This is a genomic window from Corynebacterium sp. ES2794-CONJ1 (genome assembly GCF_025660615.1).
GTDB lineage: Bacteria > Actinomycetota > Actinomycetes > Mycobacteriales > Mycobacteriaceae > Corynebacterium.
Window position 1 is genome coordinate 23,432 of record NZ_JAOTIM010000002.1, and the last position, 19,171, is coordinate 42,602.

Here is a 19,171-nt window from a genome sequence, read left to right on the forward strand (position 1 = left end):
CCACGCCACAAGCCCACATAAACAAAACAAGTGAGGCCTTGGGGGTAACTACTTCCCCAATAAAAGGGAGGCGAGGGCAACCATCGATTGAGCTACGGTAGTTGCCTTCGCCTCCTCTTGGCATTTCACCCAAGATAGAATGCTAGAAATGTCCTAGATGCGAATTCCTAAAGTCTGAGCTAGCGCACCTAACTGCGGGAGCATATGAGATAGCGCCGCCATGATTCCGCCTACAACAGCAACGACCGCCAATACGATCCCAGCAATTGCTCCCGCGCCCAGCGAAGACGCTTCTGGATCCTGTTCTGGCTGCTGTCCCGGATCAGCGGGGGGTGCTGGATTCTCTGGGGTCTGCTCTGCAGGTGGGGTTGGTTGATCAGTGGGGGCCTCTTGATCATCTTGGTTAATCCCTGATCGCTTGGCTATTTCAGATTGAAGTTCCTTCAGTCGTTTCTTTAGCTCAGGACTAATCGCAAAGTTATTCGCCTTATCGAAGTCCGCCTTCAGTTCCTCAGCTTGTTGAGTTAAATCAGCATCATCAAGGGTACGCACGGCCTCAAGTGCTGAAGCAAGGTCCGTGAGGAGATCTTGCCGTTCTTTGTCAATAGCCTGCGACGCCTGGATGAACGTGGACTCTAATTGCCGAACTCTCTCGGTCTGGGCCTCGATGCCCGCCACATTATTGGCCCTTTCTAGCGAATTAACCTCCGCTAAGAGACGAGCCGCATCATCAGCAATCTTGGCAAGCTTGATCCACTCGTCAAAGAGAACCTTTCCGCTGTATCCCAGCACGCCGTCGACCACATCATTAAGAGCCTTCTGCAGCGGTGCCGCGACCTCTGTGGCCGTGGGCCCCTGAGGGGTTGCATTTGTTAGGGCATCGGCTTCGAGCGCTTCTTGGGAGACTTGCTGAGCCTGATCAGTCGCCGAGTAGGCGACCTGTGTCACCGTGATACCAGCAAAATCACTGGGAGTAAACGGGCTTCGACCTGAATCTAAGTACTTTTGCGGCACGCCCCAATTAACCACTGCAGCACTCGGAATGCGGAAGATGAACTTCTCGTCACCCTTGTAATTATTCAAGCCTGACTTGGCCTGGCCTAGATTATCCAAACGGTTTTGGATATCCAGCTGTCGATCGGAGGTTGCTTTCAATTCGGTGAAATGTACCATTGCTCGATCAATGATCTCAGCAGCTGAGGCCTCAACTACTGGATCTACGCCGATCGAGCTCACATCCAGATCGCGGGCTCCCTGGAAATCCTCCGCCTGCAGGATTATCATCTCGCGTGCCGCCTGAGCGATCAAAGTTTGGTTCCTGGCATAGAATCTTCCAGCCCACTCATTCGGCGCCTCACGCAGCCAAAATGCCTGAGCACCTTCGGAGTAGTACGAGCGAGCTTTGTAAATTTGGTCGTATAGCTCAAAAGCAGCAGTATAAGACGCCGAATCCGACTTGGGCTCAATGAGAAACTCATTCGGAATCGTGGACCCACCCCGAGCCTGGGCTACCGTGTAGTCGAGGGGCTGAGCCAGGGCAGGTTGACTTATCGTGCCAGCTGCCAGAGAGCTCACAACCGCGAGACTTAAGATGCTATTAAGCACCGCTTTCTTCATGAATGTCCTTTCGTTGCATGATCCCACGACGTTCATTTTTTTCGCGAGAGCACACCCTTAAGAAAGGGTGCATTACTACAAGATACACACATATGTCCGATTTTGCTAAGGTAACCCTAACTAGCTTTGCTGGATCCAGCACTTACCAAGATTTTCAAGGTTGCCGCTGTCGATTACGATGAGATTTGTTGAAGCTACATAGCTCCGAGTGACTTAATCGCAGCGATGCCGCGTTTTCCTTATGGGAGGAAAGGGAGCTACACGGCAGTTTGAATAAGAAGACTTAGCCGAAGGTTACACCTTTACCTACACCCTCTTACCCCGCTCTTAGGACCTCGACACTGCATGGGCAAAACTGCGGACAGTTTAGGCCTTTCCACTGCCATCTACCTAGGTGGGTGGTCGCCGAGAAATTACCGAGAAACGGAATTGCGGCCGTTCATGGTGGGGAGGTCAGCGAGCTAGAGACTGTCGACCTGACCCGAAAAACACTGAAGCCCCCTTCGAAGAGGGGGCTTTAGTGCGATTAGTAGCGGGGGCAGGATTTGAACCTACGACCTCTTAGTTATGAACCCAGCGTTAGGTCTATAGCCATAATTAAAAATGTTGTCGCTGGCAGCCTCCTGTAAACAACGTTTTTACGCATGTTACCGGTGTCGATACAGCAACACTATTAGATTCATTGACTCTAACGAAGAAGAAAAGGACCACTTAGAGCCATGGAGCGCCACTTCAAAGCGGTCCTGTCAACGAAAGGCCCCCTATGCCCACGATCTGCACCAATGTCTACTCGACGACGCGCATATGATGCGAGGACTGAGCGCGATTTGTTGCCGCTTTCGTGTAGCAGCGAACATGGCGGAACGTGACGCGGCCATGGTGTCCACGTCGTCGGGTGTGTAGTTCGTATGGTTGACTTCGACGCAGTGGCGAACCTTTTGGCGCGTTGGTCGACGGGAATGGTGTCGTTATAGAACATGCTGAGCGTGGTGCGCCAGCCGTGGGTGCGGAAGTCCATGTGCAACGACTCGAGGCACAGTTGCAACGTCATCTCCCGATAGAGCGCACGGATGGCTTCTTGCTCCTATGATTGCCCGTTTCACACCCATCCGATTACGCGATATTAGTCCACTCTATAAACCGACAACCCCCACTCCCCAAAAAATAGGCTTACACCACATCCAAAGTTAGAATATGCGAAGAATCATTCACCCTGGCAGCATCGTCATTTCGACCGATTTCTCGATCACATTTTCGGCCTAGCGGGGTGAAGTGTCCACATCGTAGTGGACGATGATTCTCAGTCGTGTTCCGCGTTCAGTGATCAAGCAACAAAAGTAGGAGTCTCAGCCCGCATGACCTCATCAACTTCGCTCACCCAAGCTGTCTGGCAGACAGCAGACACCTACCTGCGCGGTGTCGTGCCCCGCCAGAACTACGGTGACTACATCCTCCCCTTCACCGTGCTGCGCCGGATCGAGTGCCTCCTGGAGCCGACCAAGGCTGATGTGCTGCAGACCATCAAGCACACGAAGTTCCCGGAGAGCATGTGGGAAGCCCTGATTCGCGCTGACCATGGCCTGTCTTTCTATAACACCTCAGAATTGTCGCTGGGGGTGATCGGTGGCAGTGATGACCAAGTTAAACAGGGCATGCTCACTTACTTAGACGCCTTCTCTGACAATGTCCGCAGCATCTGGACCGCCTTTAAGTTCCCGGAGCTGCTGGCCAAACTCGAGGAGAATAACGTCCTGTGGGGTGTTGTCAAGCACTTTGCGGGCATCGACCTTTCCGACGATGCGCTCGGTGAAAACGCCATGGGCAACCTCTTCGAGAACCTCATGTACCGGTCCTTCTCAGAGAACGGGCAGGTCGCCGGTGAGTTCTACACCCCGCGTGATGCTATTCGCATGATGGTGGATGTCCTGCTAGCCAGTGATGATGATAGCCTCCACGGTCAGGCACCCGCACGTACCGTCTATGACCCAACCGCCGGCACCGGTGGTATGCTGCTGGTTGCCAAGCGGGCCATGGAGGAACTCAACCCCCATGTCGAGGTATCTGTCTACGGACAGGAGATGATGGCCGAGTCCCTAGCACTGGGCAAATCCGATCTCATCGTCTCCGGTATTTCACCGGATGCCATCCGCGACGGCGATACCCTGGTCAATGACCGCTACGAGGGTGAACTTTACGACTACGTGCTCGCCAACCCGCCGTACGGTACCGACTGGAAGCGCTCCAAGGGCGCGGTGGAGCGAGAATCCAAGATCGAGGGCTCACGCTTCAGTCATGGTCTGCCGCCGGTCTCGGACGGTCAGATGCTGTTCCTATGCCATGTGGTGCACAAGCTCAAGGAACGCGAGCACGGCACCACCAAGGGTGGACGGGCCGGTGTGGTCACCAACGGCTCACCGCTGTTTACCGGTGGACCCGGATCCGGTCCTGATCAGATCCGTAACTGGCTAATCAACGGCAACTTCATCGACGCGATCATCGCGCTGCCGACGGACATGTTCTACAACACCGGTATCGCCACCTACGTGTGGATTCTGGACAAGAACAAAGAACCTCGGCGTGACGGCAAAATCCAGCTAATCGATGCCACTGGCACCTGGTCGCCCATGCGCAAAGGCATGGGCAACAAGCGCCGTGAGTTCTCTGAGGAAGACCGGAAGTTCATCCTCGGCATTTATAGTGCCTTCGAAGACGCTGATCCGGAGTACTCCAAAATCGTCACCCCTGATGAACTGGGCTTTGTGGATGTTCCCATGTACCGGATCAAGCGCTACTCGGTGTCGGTCACCGATGAGACCGTTGATGCTGCTATGGACCATAAGCAGGCATTCACCGGCCATGAGGCTGCAATCCGGTCCTGTGAAGGGGTGGCGTGGAATGATTTGCCGGCTCATTTGCGCACGGCTGCCAAGGCAGCTGGCCTGAAGATGGGTGTCGGACTGCTCGGCCACATCATGAATGCACTCGCCATCGAGGATGAGCACGCACCGGAGGCTGTTGATCACCGCGGCAACAAAGTCATTGATAAGGCCTCCAAAATCACTGAGCGAATTCCGCTGACTGAGGATGTGGATTCCCACATGGAACGTGAGGTGCTGCCGTTTGCACCCGATTTGGTGTGGGACATGGCTGAGTCCAAGGTGGGCTATGAGATCCCCATGACCAGGCTGTTCTACAAGCCCGAGGAGATGCCCTCACTCGAGGAGCTCGACGCTGAGATCGAGACTGTGCTTGAGTCCATCCGTGCTCGTTTTCAGGAGGTCAAGGAATGAGTTTAAATGCTCGTGAGGTCAGCATCCGCCATTACGCCCATGTAAACCCTCTCACCACCGAGTTTAACAATCTTGAAGATGGAACTGTGGTCGATTTCCTCCCTCTAGAAAATATTTGGTCCACAGAGGGCACGGACTATTCCAGAAAGAAGGCTTGGAAAAAGTCGGAAACTAGCTACACGCAATTCCGGCGAGGAGATGTTCTTGTTCCAAAAGTTACTCCTACAGTTTTTCATGGGCGGTCTATCATTGCCAATACTAAAACTGATATTGGTCTTGCTACTTCTGAAGTGCATGTTTTGCGACCAAAGGAAAACGCAGACGCGAGGTGGATTGTTTACAATTTGCTATCTAGCAAGTTTCTAGATCGCGCGCGCGGTGAAGTCTATGGTGTGGGCGGTCTACAACGAATTTCCGCGGGGTATCTTGGTTCTTACAAGTTGATGGAAACCAACGTCCGTACCCAGCGCCGCATCGCTGACTACCTGGATCGGGAGACCGCCGAGATCGACGCTGCGGTGGCCGACCTAGACAGGTACGTGGAGCTGCTGGAGGAGCGACGAGCCGCGTTGTTGATTAAGGAGACTAAGATCCGGGATTCCGTCCCCTTGACTAACCTCGGCCGTCACGCCCAGGTTTTTCTCGGAAAAACTCTCCAATCAGAGGCGAAGAATGATTTCGATCAATTGACTAGCTACGTTCGGGCCGGGAATATTCAACCAAATGGAGTATTCGCTGGAGAGGAGAAGAAGATGTGGATGTCACCGATTGAGATCGAAACGTATTCCATCGAAGCTGGTGATGTACTTGTCGTCGAGGGTGGTGCTGGATTTGGTAGAAGTTTGACAATGGAACGCGGACTTCCGGGTTGGGGGTTTCAAAACCATGTCATCCGAATCCGCCCCTCTGCTGGCTGGATAGGTAAGTTTCTGGATTACTCGATAAGGGCACATAAAGCCGATGGTCTTATCGACTTAATAGCAATTGGCGCCACAATCCCCGGTTTCTCTTCTGAACGCGCTAAGAAGCTTCCAGTCGCGTTTCTCAACCAAAAAGAGCAGTTGAAGATTGTTCAGTCCCTCGACGAGAAAAATGCAGAAATCGACTCCCTTATCGCCGAATCCACCAAGCTCCGTGATCTTCTGCTCAAGCGTCGTTCTGTTCTTATTACTGAGGTCGTTACCGGCCGGAAGGAGGTTCACTGATCATGGGTATTTCGTCCACGATGGAAAAGGCGTTCGAGGACACCATCGTCAACCATCTTTCCGCCCACGGGTGGCTGACCGGCACCGGCAATGCTGGCGCTAGCAGTAACGCCGGCTGGGACAAGGCCCGGGCACTGTATATCCCTGACGTCCTGCACTGGCTTGAGACCCAATACCCGGAGGAGTTCGCCAAAGCGGTCCCCGAGTCGTCGACTGGTGTGCAGCGTGATGTCCACATCGCCAAGCTCCTGGACCGTCTGACCGAGATGCTGGATAAGGCACCGATCCTCAACGCGCGGACCAAGAAGGTCCAGCACGGGCTGCTCGGTACCCTGCGTAACGGCTTCTCCCACGCCCAGCGTGGCCAGATGAACGCCACCTTCGGCCCGATGGTGGCATTCCATCCTGAAAACCCGCTCTACACCAGTGCTGTCGAGCAAGCCCGTCACAACCGGCTCCGGGTGCTGCGCCAGGTGCCCTTCGATGTCACCGGCACCGACACACTTGATCTGGTACTCACCGTCAACGGTATTCCGGTGGCCACCCTGGAACTGAAGACCGATAACACCCAGGCAGTGCGTGATGCCGTCAAGCAGTACAAGCAGGACCGCAAGCCGACGAAGAACCGGCCCCTGCTCAAGCCTGGCCGGGCACTGGTGCACTTTGCCGTGTCCAACCAGGAGGTCTACATGACCACCGTGCTGGCGGGCCTGGACACCTTCTTTCTGCCCTTCAACCAGGGCAACGACGGTCATGCCGGCAACCCGGTCAACCCAACTGGCTCTGACACCGCCTACCTATGGGAGGAGGTGTTCGCACCGGATCTTTTCCTGCGTATCCTGCGCGACTACGCCTTGTGGGAGCCGTCGTCGAAGGGGAACAAGGGTCGACTGATCTTCCCGCGCTACCACCAGCTGCGGGCCACCGAGAAGGTCATCGACGACATCGCCGAGCGTGCCCGGACCACCGGCAGAGGTGCTGGTGGTCGCTACCTGATCCAGCACTCAGCAGGCTCAGGTAAGACCAAGACAATTGCGTGGCTGGCCCACCGGGCGGGCCGTGTCATCGACATGGCCGGCAAGCCGGTATTCGACTCGGTCATCGTGGTCACCGACCGCACCGTGCTTGATGACAACATCAAGGAGGGCTTGGACCTGCTGCGTGCCTCCGAGGGCCTGGTGGTCAACGTCAACAACGAACTCGGCTCCAAGTCTAAGACGCTAGAGGCGGCTCTTTCTCGGGGTGGGCACATCATCTCGTGCACCATCCAGACCTTCCCGGCGCTGGCGAAGATGATGGAGAAGTCTCCGGCCCTTAGCGGGCGCAACTACTGTGTGATCATGGATGAGGCCCACTCCTCCCAGCACGGTGAGGCCGCCACCCGACTGCGTGAGATCCTCGTTGACGTTGAGGTTCCTGAGGGCGAGGACATCGGCGCTGATGATGTCCTGCTGGCCATGGACAAGGCAGTGACCAACTCCCCGAACTTGAGTTTTATTGCGCTAACAGCCACCCCGAAAGCAAAAACCCTGGCCGCGTACGGAGCTGTGGACCCGCACAACCCTGACCGTCGTGTCGCATTCGATACCTACCAGATGAGTCAGGCCATCGAGGAGGGCTTCATCCTCGATGTGCTGGCCAACTACTCCACCTACCAGATGTTCGCTAGCATCCGTGATGCGCTGGGGAGGGAGGAGACAGTCAACTTCGGTGAAGCGGTCTCCGATATGGTGCGTTTCGTGCGCCTGCACCCGACCTCGATTGCCCAGAAGGTGGAGGTCACCGTCGAACATTTTCGGCGCAACGTCATGCACCACCTGGGTGGCACCGCCAAGGCCATGGTGGTGGCAGCTGACCGGATGTCGGCGGCGACCTGGTCGCACAAAATGAACGAGTATATAGCCAAGCGCGGCTACACGGACATGACCACCCTGGTGGCGTTCTCTGGGTCGTTGACCTACGGAAAGGGAGACGAGGCCATGGAGGTTACCGAGGCGTCGATGAACGGTGTGCGCGATACCGCCGGGCACTTCCGTGAGCATGACGAGGCGAAGGTGCTCATCGTGGCGAACAAGTTCCAGACCGGGTTTGATGAGCCGCGCCTATGTGCGATGTATGTTGACCGAAAGCTCTCCGGTGTGCAGGCTGTGCAAACCCTGTCGCGGCTCAACCGGGTGTTCCCGGACAAGCCCAAGCCGATGGTGGTGGACTTCATCAACGAGCCGTCCGCTATTCTGGAGTCCTTCAGGCCTTATTACCGGGATGCCTACATCGAGGACGAGATCCCCGCTAACGCTTTGGCGGATCTGGGTGATGTCCTGGATGCCGCCGCGTTCTACACCCCGGACGAGCTCGACAAACTGGCCGATGCATACATAGCGCATGAGGATGCCGAAACCCTGCAGGGGCTGGTGGCGCCGATCCGGGCCCGGTGGAATGATCACATGCGTGATGCCCGTCTGAAGCTGGACAAGGAGGCCTACGATACCGGTAAGTCTTTTAGGGCCAACCTCATCAAGTACACCCATGCCTGGGAGTTTCTCAGCCAGATCGTCGATTTCCAGGACGCGCTGCTGCATAAACGGGCGATTGTCGCCGGTCTGCTGGCCAAGAACCTCAACCTCGAGCGTCAGGACGATGACGATGACTATACCGTCGGCATTGAACTGGTGGGAGTCTCCGTCGAGCCGACATCAGACGAACAGGATCTGGAACTGGCCGCATACGACCCCGAGGGGAAGCTGAGGCTGCCAGGCTTTGACGGTCGTCCGGTCGGCAGTCACTCGCCTGTGCAAGCCGCATTCGATGAGGCCGTAGACCAAGTGAACCAACTGCTGGCGAAGGCCGGTCTGGACTCATCAAACCAAGCTGCCGGCAACGCAGTTCGAGCAAGTTACGGCATCTTGGCGGCAGACACCACTGTGCAGGCATTAACGCGGGAGAACGACCCGACACAGGTAGCCGGCACCGACACCTTCAGGAACAAGGGACTCGGGGCCATCGTCACCGCCGCCAGACAGTCCAACGAGGTTTTCGAAGCTGTCACCGCCGATCCGGAGAACCTAGAAAAGTTCCTCGAAGTACTGGCGCACATGCTGGTCGCAGCACGCCAGGATGAGAGGAATAATGCATAGCTGACGTCCGATCTAAGTCACGGGTCCGCGACACAGTTGTGCTAACCGAAGATCCCGATGCGCCGCGCAGTTGCTCACGTCCCTGTAGTCACCGCGCTGAGTAGTACGCACGGCGCCCCACCTTCTGGACAGGCCCCGACTGGAGCGCATTCATTTGCGACTGAGCAACCTGGCCTGCGCCCGTTGGGATCTCGAAAGAGCCGAGATTGCGGTAAAACCGGTTTTCCAGACGCTGGGTGCTGTTCCCTGGCTGCCTACTGCACCATCTCGATGAACTCACAGCTCCCAAGGGGCCGTGGCAGTGGCTCTGGTTCCATCCGCTGCCGCCTCCAATAGCGGTTGCAGACAACGGCGGTTGATATGTCGACTATGCCTTTTTCCGCGGCAAAGCGGCCGACCGGTGTATTGGGAGGCTCTGAGGCCCGCTGATCTCGGCTGACAGGGTCAACTGCTGCGTACCGTCCGTGCCTTCGGCCTGCACGCCGCTGCGTTTTTGCCCAGCGTCGTGTGGTTGGTCATGCCGGTGGGTGCGCTGTTGCAGGTGTTCGGTCTCGCGTCGGTGCCCGAGCAGCGTGGTGATATCGCGGCAGGTGTTTCTAACGGTGCGATTGCCTGCTTCATCCTCGGTCGGCTTTACGTCGTCGGCGTGGCGGTGGCGCTGTGACTCTCCCACGCCTTTGTTATATCCTCGTCGTCCACGCTGGATTCGGCCGCCTTGTCCAGACGAAAACTGCTGTTGAACTTAGCGGGTATATTGACGAAACGTTTGCGTGACAACGCGACAGGAGTGTAATAGGTCACACAACGCGTCGCGGCGCGGCCACCGAGGTTTTTAAACGAGCCAAGAGAACTCCACCGAGACCCTCCAGCACTTCCGAAGCAAAAAAATAAACCCTCGCCAGGCTATGGGCCTGGCGAGGGTTTTCTATAGTAGCGGGGGCAGGATTTGAACCTACGACCTCTGGGTTATGAGCCCAGCGAGCTACCGAGCTGCTCCACCCCGCGCCGAATTGCTTAGATCATATCTGATCTCCGCAACGAGAAACAACTATACCCAGATCATGCGCGCAAAGACAAATCCCCAGTACCTTCCACCTCATGGCAGCAAAAGAGTACTGGGGATCGGCTCCTAGTTGTTCAGGGCTTGGTAGGCAGCTACAGCCTGATCTAACTGATCAAGAGCCCGTCCGTATTCTTCGAAGGACCCGTCACGAGCCGCCTCGAGTCGGCTCAGAGCCTCGTTGATCGCTGTGATTGCTTCCGAAGCATTAGCAGCTCCTGGTACTGGCTTTTCAGCCACCCCTTCACCGCTAGTCTCTTCACCGTCACCCTCGACGGGTGTCTCCGTTATGGGTGCCTTACCCGTCGGCGTCTTGAGAGTTTTTGCTTGGTCGATATCTTGAGCCTCACGTGGGTTGATTCCAACCTGTGCGAGTGCCTCAGAGACTGTCGGGGCATAACCTACCTGGCCGTTATAACTGACGAGTACGCGCAACAACTTGGGGAAGGCGGAGTCTTCTTGCCCCTTGCGCTGAGCGTAGATGGGCTCTACGTATAGGATCTCGCTACCACCCACGGGCAAAGTGAGAAGATTTCCATTCTTAAGCTCGGTAGTAGCCTTCCACAACGACTGGTCACGAGCCACCTGGTCAGAGGACATCAGAACGTCTTGGGCCTGCTGGGGCCCGAGTGTCTGAGTATTGGTAGGCAATACGCGAACGGTGATCTTGCCGTAATTCTCAGGATCCGAGCTCGCCGCCATATGGGCAGCAAGGTATTGGCGATTCAGACCACGGAATGGGGTGATCAACTGGAAGGAGGGTTCACCGGTCTCAGCGTCGGCAGCTACCACGTAGAACGGGGGCTGAGCCTTGCCGTCAATACCTGAGGATGGGTCAGAGGGAACGGACCAGAAGCGGTCATTGGTGAAGAATTCGCGGGCCTCATTGACATGGTAGCGGGCAAGGATGGAGCGCTGAATCTTGAACATATCCTGCGGATAGCGGATATGACTCATGAGTTCATCAGAGATCTCTTCCTTTGGCTTTACGGTGCCAGGGAATACTCCTTCCCAGGCTTTTAGAACAGGGTCATTCTTATCAAATTCGTACAGCTCAACTGAGCCATCATAGGCGTCGACGACTGCCTTCACGGAGTTACGGATATAACCGAGCTCATCATTGACAATCGCGCGGTTGTCCGCTCCCACTCCGGCGGTGGTATCTTGCGTGGTCAGCGACATGCTCACGCGCTGCGCATAAGGAAGCGAGCGCAGAGTTGTATAGCCGTCAACAATCCACTTGATGCGACCGTCGATAACCGCCGGGTAGGTAGTGGAATCGGTGCTCATCCACGGTGCTACCTTGTGTACGCGCTGGCGCGGATCTCGATCGAATAGAATCTTGGAATTCTCATTGACGCGTTCAGACAACAGGATATTGATTTCCCCGTACCGCGCTGCAAATACACCTCGGTTGAAGTAATTACCAATGCCTACTCCACCCTTGCCCTGATAGGTATAAGTGGAGTTGTCCGTATCGTATTCCACAGCCGTATCCGAATTTGATCCAACCACTGCGTAATCAGCCCCATCGACCGCTGATGCAATTAGTGGGCCGTAGTAGATTCGGGGTTCATCGACCACGATGCCAAGTTTTTTGGCATCCTCGTCTGTTGTCTGGAGATCCGAGACGGTATAAACGGGATACCCACCACGAGTTGATCCCACGTCGCGGGCGACCTCATCAACCTTATTTGCGCGCGCGGCCACGAAACCATTGCCGTGAGTATACACAGTGTGTCGGTTGATCCAGTTTCGCTGGTTTTCGCGCAGCGAGTTGGGATCGATCTCGCGGGCAGCCACCACGAAGTCACGTAACTCACCATCGATGACATAGCGGTCCATCGCCAGTGACTCAGGGAATCCGTAGAAGTTTTTGAGCTGCTTATTTTGCGTGAATGTTGGAGAGAGGATCTCTGGATCCAGCAAACGAATATTGGACACCGTCGCTGAGTCGGACGCGACTACTTCTTCACTGGCGCGTTCTGCGCCCCAATCGAGCTTATAGTCCACTTGTTCATCGGTGAGCCCGTAGGCGTAGCGGGTGGCCTCAATATTGCGACCAATATATTCTGATTCTTTTTCAGCGCGGTTTGGGGTCACCGAGAACTTTTCTAACATCAGTGGCCAGGCGCTGCCGATAACAAGGGCGGACAGCAGCATGAGGACTGTCGAGACCGCTGGAATACGCAAATCCTTGAGGAAAATAACGGAGAAGAATGAGGCAGCTACCAGCACTGCTATGACCATTAAGATGATCTTGGCGGGAAGTACCGCATGAACATCGGTATACGACGCGCCCGTGAAGGTTTCATTGGAATTATTCAACAGATCAAATCGATCCAGATAATAGCCCAGTGCGCGCAGGATCATATACAGACCAGCTGTAATCCCCAGCTGGATGCGAGCCCCCATGGTGACGACTCCCGGGGCTCCTGTTTGGGAGTTAGCCAGACGGATTCCCCCGAAGAGGTAGTGCCCGATCAAGGCGAGGAAGAACGAGACAACGAGCAGAATTGACACAGTTCCTAGCATGAGCCGCAGCATGGGGAGGGTAAATGCGTAGAAGCCAAAGTCCATGCCGAATTGCGGATCGGTAACTCCAAAGCTTTGGCGGTTAAGGAAAAGTTGCACAACTCGCCACTGCTGCTGACCGATAAAACCAGCAAAAACTCCGAATGCCAGGGGGAGCACAAATCCGCGCTTAGCAACGAACTGTTCAAGTTGCCGTCGCGCCTCCGCAACAGCATCGTCGACGAAAAGTAAATTCTCGTGGGCTCGGGATTTGTAAGTAATTAATAAGGTAGCTCCTACGAATAAAGCTGCTAGGAGACCGAAGGCAAAAAATAAAGCGATTCTCGTCAGGACAACCTTATTGAACACACTGCGGAAGTCGATAGCCCCGAACCACAGCCAGTCGGCATAGAAGGTGACCGTAATAGGGATCAAAATGCTCAACAATGTACCAATGATGAGCAAGGTCGTCAGGATTTTTGGTGGGCGCCCCGAACGTGGGGTGGACAGTAGGCGATTGGCCAACGCCATCTCCTCAATTCTGTAGAAACTTTGATGATAAGGGAAGTGCTTTCCCACTTTAGTGGAGATCGAGGAGAAACGGCAGATGAGGTAAAGCAGATCTCCCTTCCACCTGTAGGTCCCTGCGCCACCACAGACCACGGATCTACTCCCCCAGGAGCACGATAGAGTGCGCAGCGTATAAGATGAAGAAAGGCGCCTAGGCCGTCCCCGAACTGAATATATACATTTATAACGTGTGAGTTAAGGATTAAGGGTATGAGTGATCAGCACCGAGTAGAATTATCGCAACAAGCTTTAAATAAGGCGATGCTCGAAGCGGTGGATTTTGTCCATGCTGAAGGGTGGGACGCTTCCCCAACCCTCTTTGCTCTTGTGCCTACCAGATTAATCGCCCAATCTGTCGACACTTTCGAGCAGGACGACTCTCCCTTGACTCTCGTGGTCCAAGAAGAGCTTCCCACACATATTCTTCCTGGCTCGATGGAGCTAGGAGATTATCTGTCCAGAATCACCTGGCCAGAGGAAGTTTTAGGGGCCGTTTTAGCCCAGGAAATTAAGTTCCGCGACTCCTCCGATGAAGAGTCCGATGCGCCCCGCCCGGCGCGCCTATTATCGGGTGTCTTAAGAAATGGGGCGCACCAAACCTTACTCCAGATGCGTCCCTCGGCAGAAGAATTAGCCACGAAGGGCCCCTTTGCCGAAGATGACATCGAGTTGCGCGGGGGCGGTTCTATTGCCCCTGGAGTTATCGCTACTCTTTTGGCTGGCTTCGACGATTAACTGTCCTTCTCCTGCGATTGGATCACTATGGTTATTCACACAGCTCCCCTCCCCTTTATGTATAAAAGGTTGCTCGTCGCCACCTGTGGCGCTCTCATGCTCATCTCTGGTTGCAGTGAGTCGTTACCTCACGAGTCCACTGACTCCACTGACCAACCAACATTGCAACCAATACGCACTGCAGTAAAACCAGTTGGGGTTCCCTCTCTCGGGCCGCATACCCAGGGCTCGCAGCATCCCACAACGCATCCCACAACAAAGGCTCAAGCGCCCACCTCACGGGTAGACACCCCGAGTACGCGCACACAGCAACGGGCGCTAAACGGCCCAGTTGAGCGCACTCGCGATGCTTTTTCTACGCTGGCGCCTGACTCTCTTTTCGCCCAATTTGATAGTTGCCAACCCAATGGAGTGAGTGATTCCATGGCCTGCACCGGGCCGGAGGTTGGGCAATTTCAGTTTTTCTCCTCCGACGCCAAGGCTGCCTCAACCACCCAGATCCTGACTGAACTGCGTTCTTCACGCGTGATGTACGATTCCGGCCGCTTTGTGGTGGGCTGGTCCACGGTGGGCAATACCGCGATTATTACGGCAATTGATAATGGTCTCGGCCTTGTTATGCAGCAGATGGTTTCTACTTATGACGTCGATCCTAAGGAAAGAATTTCCACTCTAGGGCTTATTGCCGCGGTAGAATCCCCGCGAAGTCATTCCGTGAAGTCCATCTCTGAGCCCACACCGGAGGCCACCTCCGCGACTTCTAAGTCAATCGCATCTCGGGTGGACCCAGGTAGCTAAGAGGAAATTTTAACCATTATGGACGGTCGGTGCAGCTTATCAGCTCTTTACCGGCGGCAAAGTCATCCATGCGTGCTACGGCATCGGAAAGCGTTGATACTCCCACTACTGTCATGGAGGAATAATTCTCGCCGGTGAGCTCTTCGCAATTGCGCGCCGGGGCTAAGAAGAGTTCAGCTCCCGCAGCAGCGGCGGCTCGGGCTTTGTGCTTGATGCCCCCAATAGGGCCCACCTCGCCCGTATCAGTAATAGTGCCGGTACCGGCCACGTATTTCCCGTGATTGAGTTCACCGGGCGAAAGCTTGTCAATGACAGCGAGGGCGAAAACCATCCCAGCAGATGGTCCTCCAACATCCTCGAGGTTATAGCGCACAGAGATTCCCTCTGCTGACGACGTCACCATATTGACTCCTAAAAAGGGCACGGTCTCGTCGTAGGGATGCGCCCGCAAAGTCAAAGTTTTTGTCAATCTGCGATCCCCGCGCTTGATACTCAGCTCAATGCTATCGCCAGGTTTTTTCGCTCGGACCAGCTGTTGCGCTCCACCTCCAGTGCGTACAGGGACGGAATCGATAGCTAGAATTACGTCATTATCGCGCAGCGTTTCAGCAGCGGCGGAATCAGCAACAATACGCGCGATCTTTACGTCCATAGGGCGCTTGAGATAACGCAGAGCGGCGGTGGTAGCCGCAGATTCAGATGCACTAAAGGCAGCCTCATTGAGCTGTTTTATCTCGTCTTCGGTTTTTCCTTGGGGAAAGATCTGTTCAATGGGGATGAGCGTATCCCCGTGCACGATAAGTCGATTGAGTCCCTGGATGAGCGTCATATTGCTACGTACACTTACTGTGGTCATATCGAGGTGACCCTGAGTTGAGTCCACCTCGGCGCCGTCGATATTGATCACCTCGACCCCGTTGACTTCATCGAGCGTATTAAACGTCGGCCCCTGCCCCTCTGCCGCATAGGGAATAGTCAGGGAATAATTGGTGCCAGGTATATGGTCTAATTGGGCAAGCGTCATGAGAATAACAACCGGGATGGCTCCAAAAGCTAGGGTTCGCGTTCGTCTGCTCACGGTCACTCAGCTTACGTGTAGAAGGTCACTGTTCGCTAACAGCATGTATATAGCGCTAGCGCTTATTGCTTAGATTTCGGTAGGTTAGGGACATGAATAACAGCGGTTTCGGTTTCTCCTTCAACTTCGGCTCCGACGATGATGACAATAATGACCGCCGAGAGAATTCTGGCAATTTCTCTGGCGGCTTAGGCGATATGTTCAATCAGCTCGGCGCTATGCTGTCAGGTTTGGGTAACTCCATGAATACCCCCGACGCGCAGAAAGAGGCCGTGAATTATGAAATGGCCAAGCGCATAGGGATACAACATCTATCTAGCCTTAAGCGCACCGAAAAAGTCAGCAGCGCCCACATCAAAGCGAGCGAAGAATCAGTGCGCCTTGCCGAATTATGGCTGGACGACGCTACCATCCTGCCGTCGGCTTCGGCCCGGGTGGAGGCGTGGTCTGCTGCGGATTGGCTGGAGAAGACGCTCCCGCAGTGGAAGCGTCTCGTCTCCCCCGTTGCCGCCCACAAAAATGAGGCGCGACTAGATACCCTGCCGAGCGAAGCCAAGGATGCCATCGGCCCCATGCTCGCAATGATGAACCAGATGTCAGGCGTTAACTACGGAATGCACTTGGGGCAATCTTTAGGCGATCTCGCTACCCAAGCGCTTTCTGGCTCCGACTTTGGCATACCAGTGGCGGCACCTGGGATCTTGGCGCTTAACCCCTTGGCCATTGAGGAAAGTGCCGCGAACTCAGGGATCCCCGCTCAGGAAGTTCTGGTCTATGTGGCAGCCCGCGAGGCTGCGCGCCAACGACTTTTCCACTCCGTGCCGTGGCTTGTTGAACGCCTAGTATCCTCTGTGGAGGAATATGCTGCTGGACTTGAGATAGATACCTCGCATATTGAGGAGGCCATGCGCGAGATTAATATCGAATCTCAGGATCCGCAGGCAATCCAGGAGGCTATGGCTCGGTTGCAGGATATGGATTTGGAACCGCGTATTTCCTCTCGAAATATCACCGCCACCTCTCGCCTGGAGAGCCTTCTTGCCCTTGTCGAAGGTTGGGTCGATGTGGTTGTACAAGAGGGGCTATCGGATCGGATACCGCAAGCTGCACAGCTCCACAAGCAGTGGATTAACCGCCGACTGACCGGGGGCTCTGCCGAAAATGTCTTCTTTGAGGTCGTCGGTTTTGAGATCGCTCAGCCTCCCACGGATGAGGCCGGTGAACTGTGGCGCAGAGTGACCGTAGCTGTCGGTACCCAGCGCCGCGACGGAGTATGGAAGCACCCCGATTTCCTTCCAACCGCGGATGATATTACGAATCCTGCAGAATTTATAGATTCTCTCCTCGACGATTCTGATTTTAAAGATTTTGATCCTATTGCTGAGATAACGGCACTAGAGAAAGAACGCGAAGAACAATCCTCTCACGAGGATGATCCGGAGAATCCCTCCAATCAATAACCTCCTCTGATAGACCTGTAGTAATAACAGATCTCCTTTGTGCCTACTCGTGTGGGGTAACGGGTGGGCACATATCACTCAATTGCCCTAACATATTAACCAGCACCAAGTAACAGTGCTGTGGCAGCCTGTCTCCTTCCCACCTCATCGTGGGAAGGCGTGGGAAGCTGTCACCCCCTTCCCCTTGTGAGGACACCGACTGCTATGCGCTTTTACGGCGATCTGATTATCGACCACCTCATGATCTCTCTGGGCGCCGCGATTGTTGCGGCTCTGATCGGAGTGGCAACTGGAGTTTGGCTCTCTACACGGCCCAAGATTGCCACTCCCGCTATTGCGGTGGTCAATATTGCGTATACCATCCCATCGATCGCGCTGCTTGGCGTGCTCATCACTGTGACGGGCATTGGCAATACGACGGCGGTTATTGCGCTCGTCGTCTATGGCTTGCTCCCGGTGGTGCGATCAACCTTTGTGAGCATGCGCGCCGTTGATCCAGCTTTAATCGAGGCTGCCAGGGGAATGGGCGCTACGAAGCGGCAGGTTTTTCGCACAGTCACCTTCCCCTTAGCACTGCCGCAGATCCTTGCCTCGATACGCACAATGGTGACCATGACTATCGCGCTGGCTGGTATTGCTTCTTTTGTGGGCGCAGGCGGCTTGGGTGTGGCAATTTATCGGGGTATCACAACCGGTAACCAACAGATGATTGTTATCGGTAGTGCCCTCGTTGCGGCCCTCGCCCTAATATCTGATGCTCTCCTGGCCGCTATACAAAAGGGCCTGACGGGTTCGACTAAAACACGGCGCACCACCACTAAGGGGCTCGTGGCCACTGGGGCTGTACTCATGGTGCTCGTGGCATTCTTTGCAGTCAATCTTGGAGGTGCCCAAACGGTGCGTATTGCTACTAAACCAAATACCGAGAATCTTATTCTGGGTAAAATAATGCAGCGCATGATCGAGGAGAATTCCGATTACTTGGTGTCCATGACCGACGGAGTTGGCGGTGGCACCAGCAATATCCAAAGCGGCATGAAGGCCGGGGACTTCGATATGTACCCCGAATACACAGGAACTGCTTGGCAGGTGATCCTAAAAAATTCGCGCGCTTATGATGAATCTCAGTTCGCCGAACTCAATGATGGGTTGCGCGCCCAGGTCGGCCAAGAGTTCAACCCCATGTTCGGCTTCAATAACACATATTCAATTGCGGTCAATGCTGAACTAGCCAAAAAATACTCCATTAAGACCTTCTCAGATCTCACCCGGGTAGCTCCGTCGATGAGCTTTGGTGCGGAATACGATTTCTATGAGCGTGAGGATGGTTATGACGCTCTCGCGGAATTCTACGGTCTAAGTTTCAAAAACACCGTGGATATGGATAACGGTTTGAAATACCAGGCTATTTTGGATGGCAAGATTGATGCCATCACCGTTTTCACCACTGATGGCCAGCTAACGGATCCGCGCATTGTGGTCCTTGAGGACGATAAAAACTTCTACCCCTCCTATGAGGCGGGAGTTCTTAGCCGTATAGATTTTGTGAGAGAAAATCCCGAGATCGCTCAGATCCTCAGCCCACTGCAGGAACTGATCGATGAAGCGACGATGGCCAACTTAAACAACCAAGTTGAAGTTGAGGGAAAGACTGTGGCTGAAGTTGCCGAAGAATTCGCGGTGAACAACAAATTGATTGGAGCCTAGAAG

General features: G+C 54.8%; 12 protein-coding genes and 1 tRNA gene. 8 read left to right on the forward strand and 5 right to left on the reverse strand.

The window, feature by feature from the left end:
* Nucleotides 1–153: 153 nt before the first annotated feature.
* The gene (locus tag N7326_RS02495; protein WP_259289296.1) at nt 154–1,617 is read right to left on the reverse strand and encodes a hypothetical protein; all 1,464 of its coding nucleotides are present in this window, start codon (nt 1,615–1,617) and stop codon (nt 154–156) included.
* 688 nt (nt 1,618–2,305) lie between these two features.
* Nucleotides 2,306–2,668, reverse strand: coding sequence for a hypothetical protein (locus tag N7326_RS02500; RefSeq protein WP_259289297.1), 363 nt, complete (start codon nt 2,666–2,668; stop codon nt 2,306–2,308).
* 304 nt (nt 2,669–2,972) lie between these two features.
* Between N7326_RS02500 and N7326_RS02505 the strand changes: the two genes are divergently transcribed.
* The 4 genes from N7326_RS02505 (at nt 2,973) to N7326_RS02520 (ending at nt 9,910) form a co-directional block, all read left to right on the forward strand.
* On the forward strand, nt 2,973–4,907 hold the full coding sequence (locus N7326_RS02505; RefSeq protein ID WP_263088103.1) for a type I restriction-modification system subunit M: 1,935 nt from the start codon (nt 2,973–2,975) through the stop codon (nt 4,905–4,907).
* Nucleotides 4,904–6,112: a type I restriction endonuclease subunit S gene (locus tag N7326_RS02510; protein WP_263088104.1), complete on the forward strand. Its 1,209-nt coding sequence runs from the start codon at nt 4,904–4,906 to the stop codon at nt 6,110–6,112. Before N7326_RS02505 ends, N7326_RS02510 begins: the two co-directional genes overlap by 4 nt.
* 2 nt (nt 6,113–6,114) lie before the next feature.
* Nucleotides 6,115–9,246, forward strand: a complete 3,132-nt coding sequence (locus N7326_RS02515) for a type I restriction endonuclease subunit R (protein ID WP_263088105.1) — start codon at nt 6,115–6,117, stop codon at nt 9,244–9,246.
* A 493-nt stretch (nt 9,247–9,739) separates the two neighbouring features.
* Nucleotides 9,740–9,910, forward strand: a complete 171-nt coding sequence (locus N7326_RS02520) for a hypothetical protein (RefSeq protein WP_259077141.1) — start codon at nt 9,740–9,742, stop codon at nt 9,908–9,910.
* Between the two features lie 267 nt (nt 9,911–10,177).
* Here N7326_RS02520 and N7326_RS02525 read toward each other — a convergent pair.
* Both N7326_RS02525 and N7326_RS02530 read right to left on the reverse strand, forming a co-directional pair.
* A tRNA-Met gene (locus tag N7326_RS02525) sits at nt 10,178–10,251 on the reverse strand.
* Between the two features lie 124 nt (nt 10,252–10,375).
* Nucleotides 10,376–13,351 (reverse strand): UPF0182 family protein, encoded by a 2,976-nt coding sequence (locus tag N7326_RS02530; protein WP_259077142.1) that lies wholly within the window; start codon nt 13,349–13,351, stop codon nt 10,376–10,378.
* A 249-nt stretch (nt 13,352–13,600) separates the two neighbouring features.
* Between N7326_RS02530 and N7326_RS02535 the strand changes: the two genes are divergently transcribed.
* The gene (locus N7326_RS02535) at nt 13,601–14,125 is read left to right on the forward strand and encodes a PPA1309 family protein (RefSeq protein ID WP_259289302.1); all 525 of its coding nucleotides are present in this window, start codon (nt 13,601–13,603) and stop codon (nt 14,123–14,125) included.
* Between the two features lie 27 nt (nt 14,126–14,152).
* Nucleotides 14,153–14,923: a hypothetical protein gene (locus N7326_RS02540; RefSeq protein ID WP_259289303.1), complete on the forward strand. Its 771-nt coding sequence runs from the start codon at nt 14,153–14,155 to the stop codon at nt 14,921–14,923.
* 16 nt (nt 14,924–14,939) lie between these two features.
* Here N7326_RS02540 and N7326_RS02545 read toward each other — a convergent pair whose 3' ends face one another.
* Complete coding sequence (locus N7326_RS02545; RefSeq protein ID WP_259289304.1) at nt 14,940–16,001, reverse strand: YlbL family protein; 1,062 nt, start codon at nt 15,999–16,001, stop codon at nt 14,940–14,942.
* Nucleotides 16,002–16,093: 92 nt separating this feature from the next.
* Here N7326_RS02545 and N7326_RS02550 point away from each other — a divergent pair, with 92 nt between their 5' ends.
* Together N7326_RS02550 and N7326_RS02555 are read left to right on the forward strand one after the other, a co-directional pair.
* The gene (locus N7326_RS02550; protein WP_259289305.1) at nt 16,094–17,461 is read left to right on the forward strand and encodes a zinc-dependent metalloprotease; all 1,368 of its coding nucleotides are present in this window, start codon (nt 16,094–16,096) and stop codon (nt 17,459–17,461) included.
* Between the two features lie 204 nt (nt 17,462–17,665).
* Complete coding sequence (locus tag N7326_RS02555; protein ID WP_259077147.1) at nt 17,666–19,168, forward strand: ABC transporter permease/substrate-binding protein; 1,503 nt, start codon at nt 17,666–17,668, stop codon at nt 19,166–19,168.
* Nucleotides 19,169–19,171: the final 3 nt, after the last annotated feature.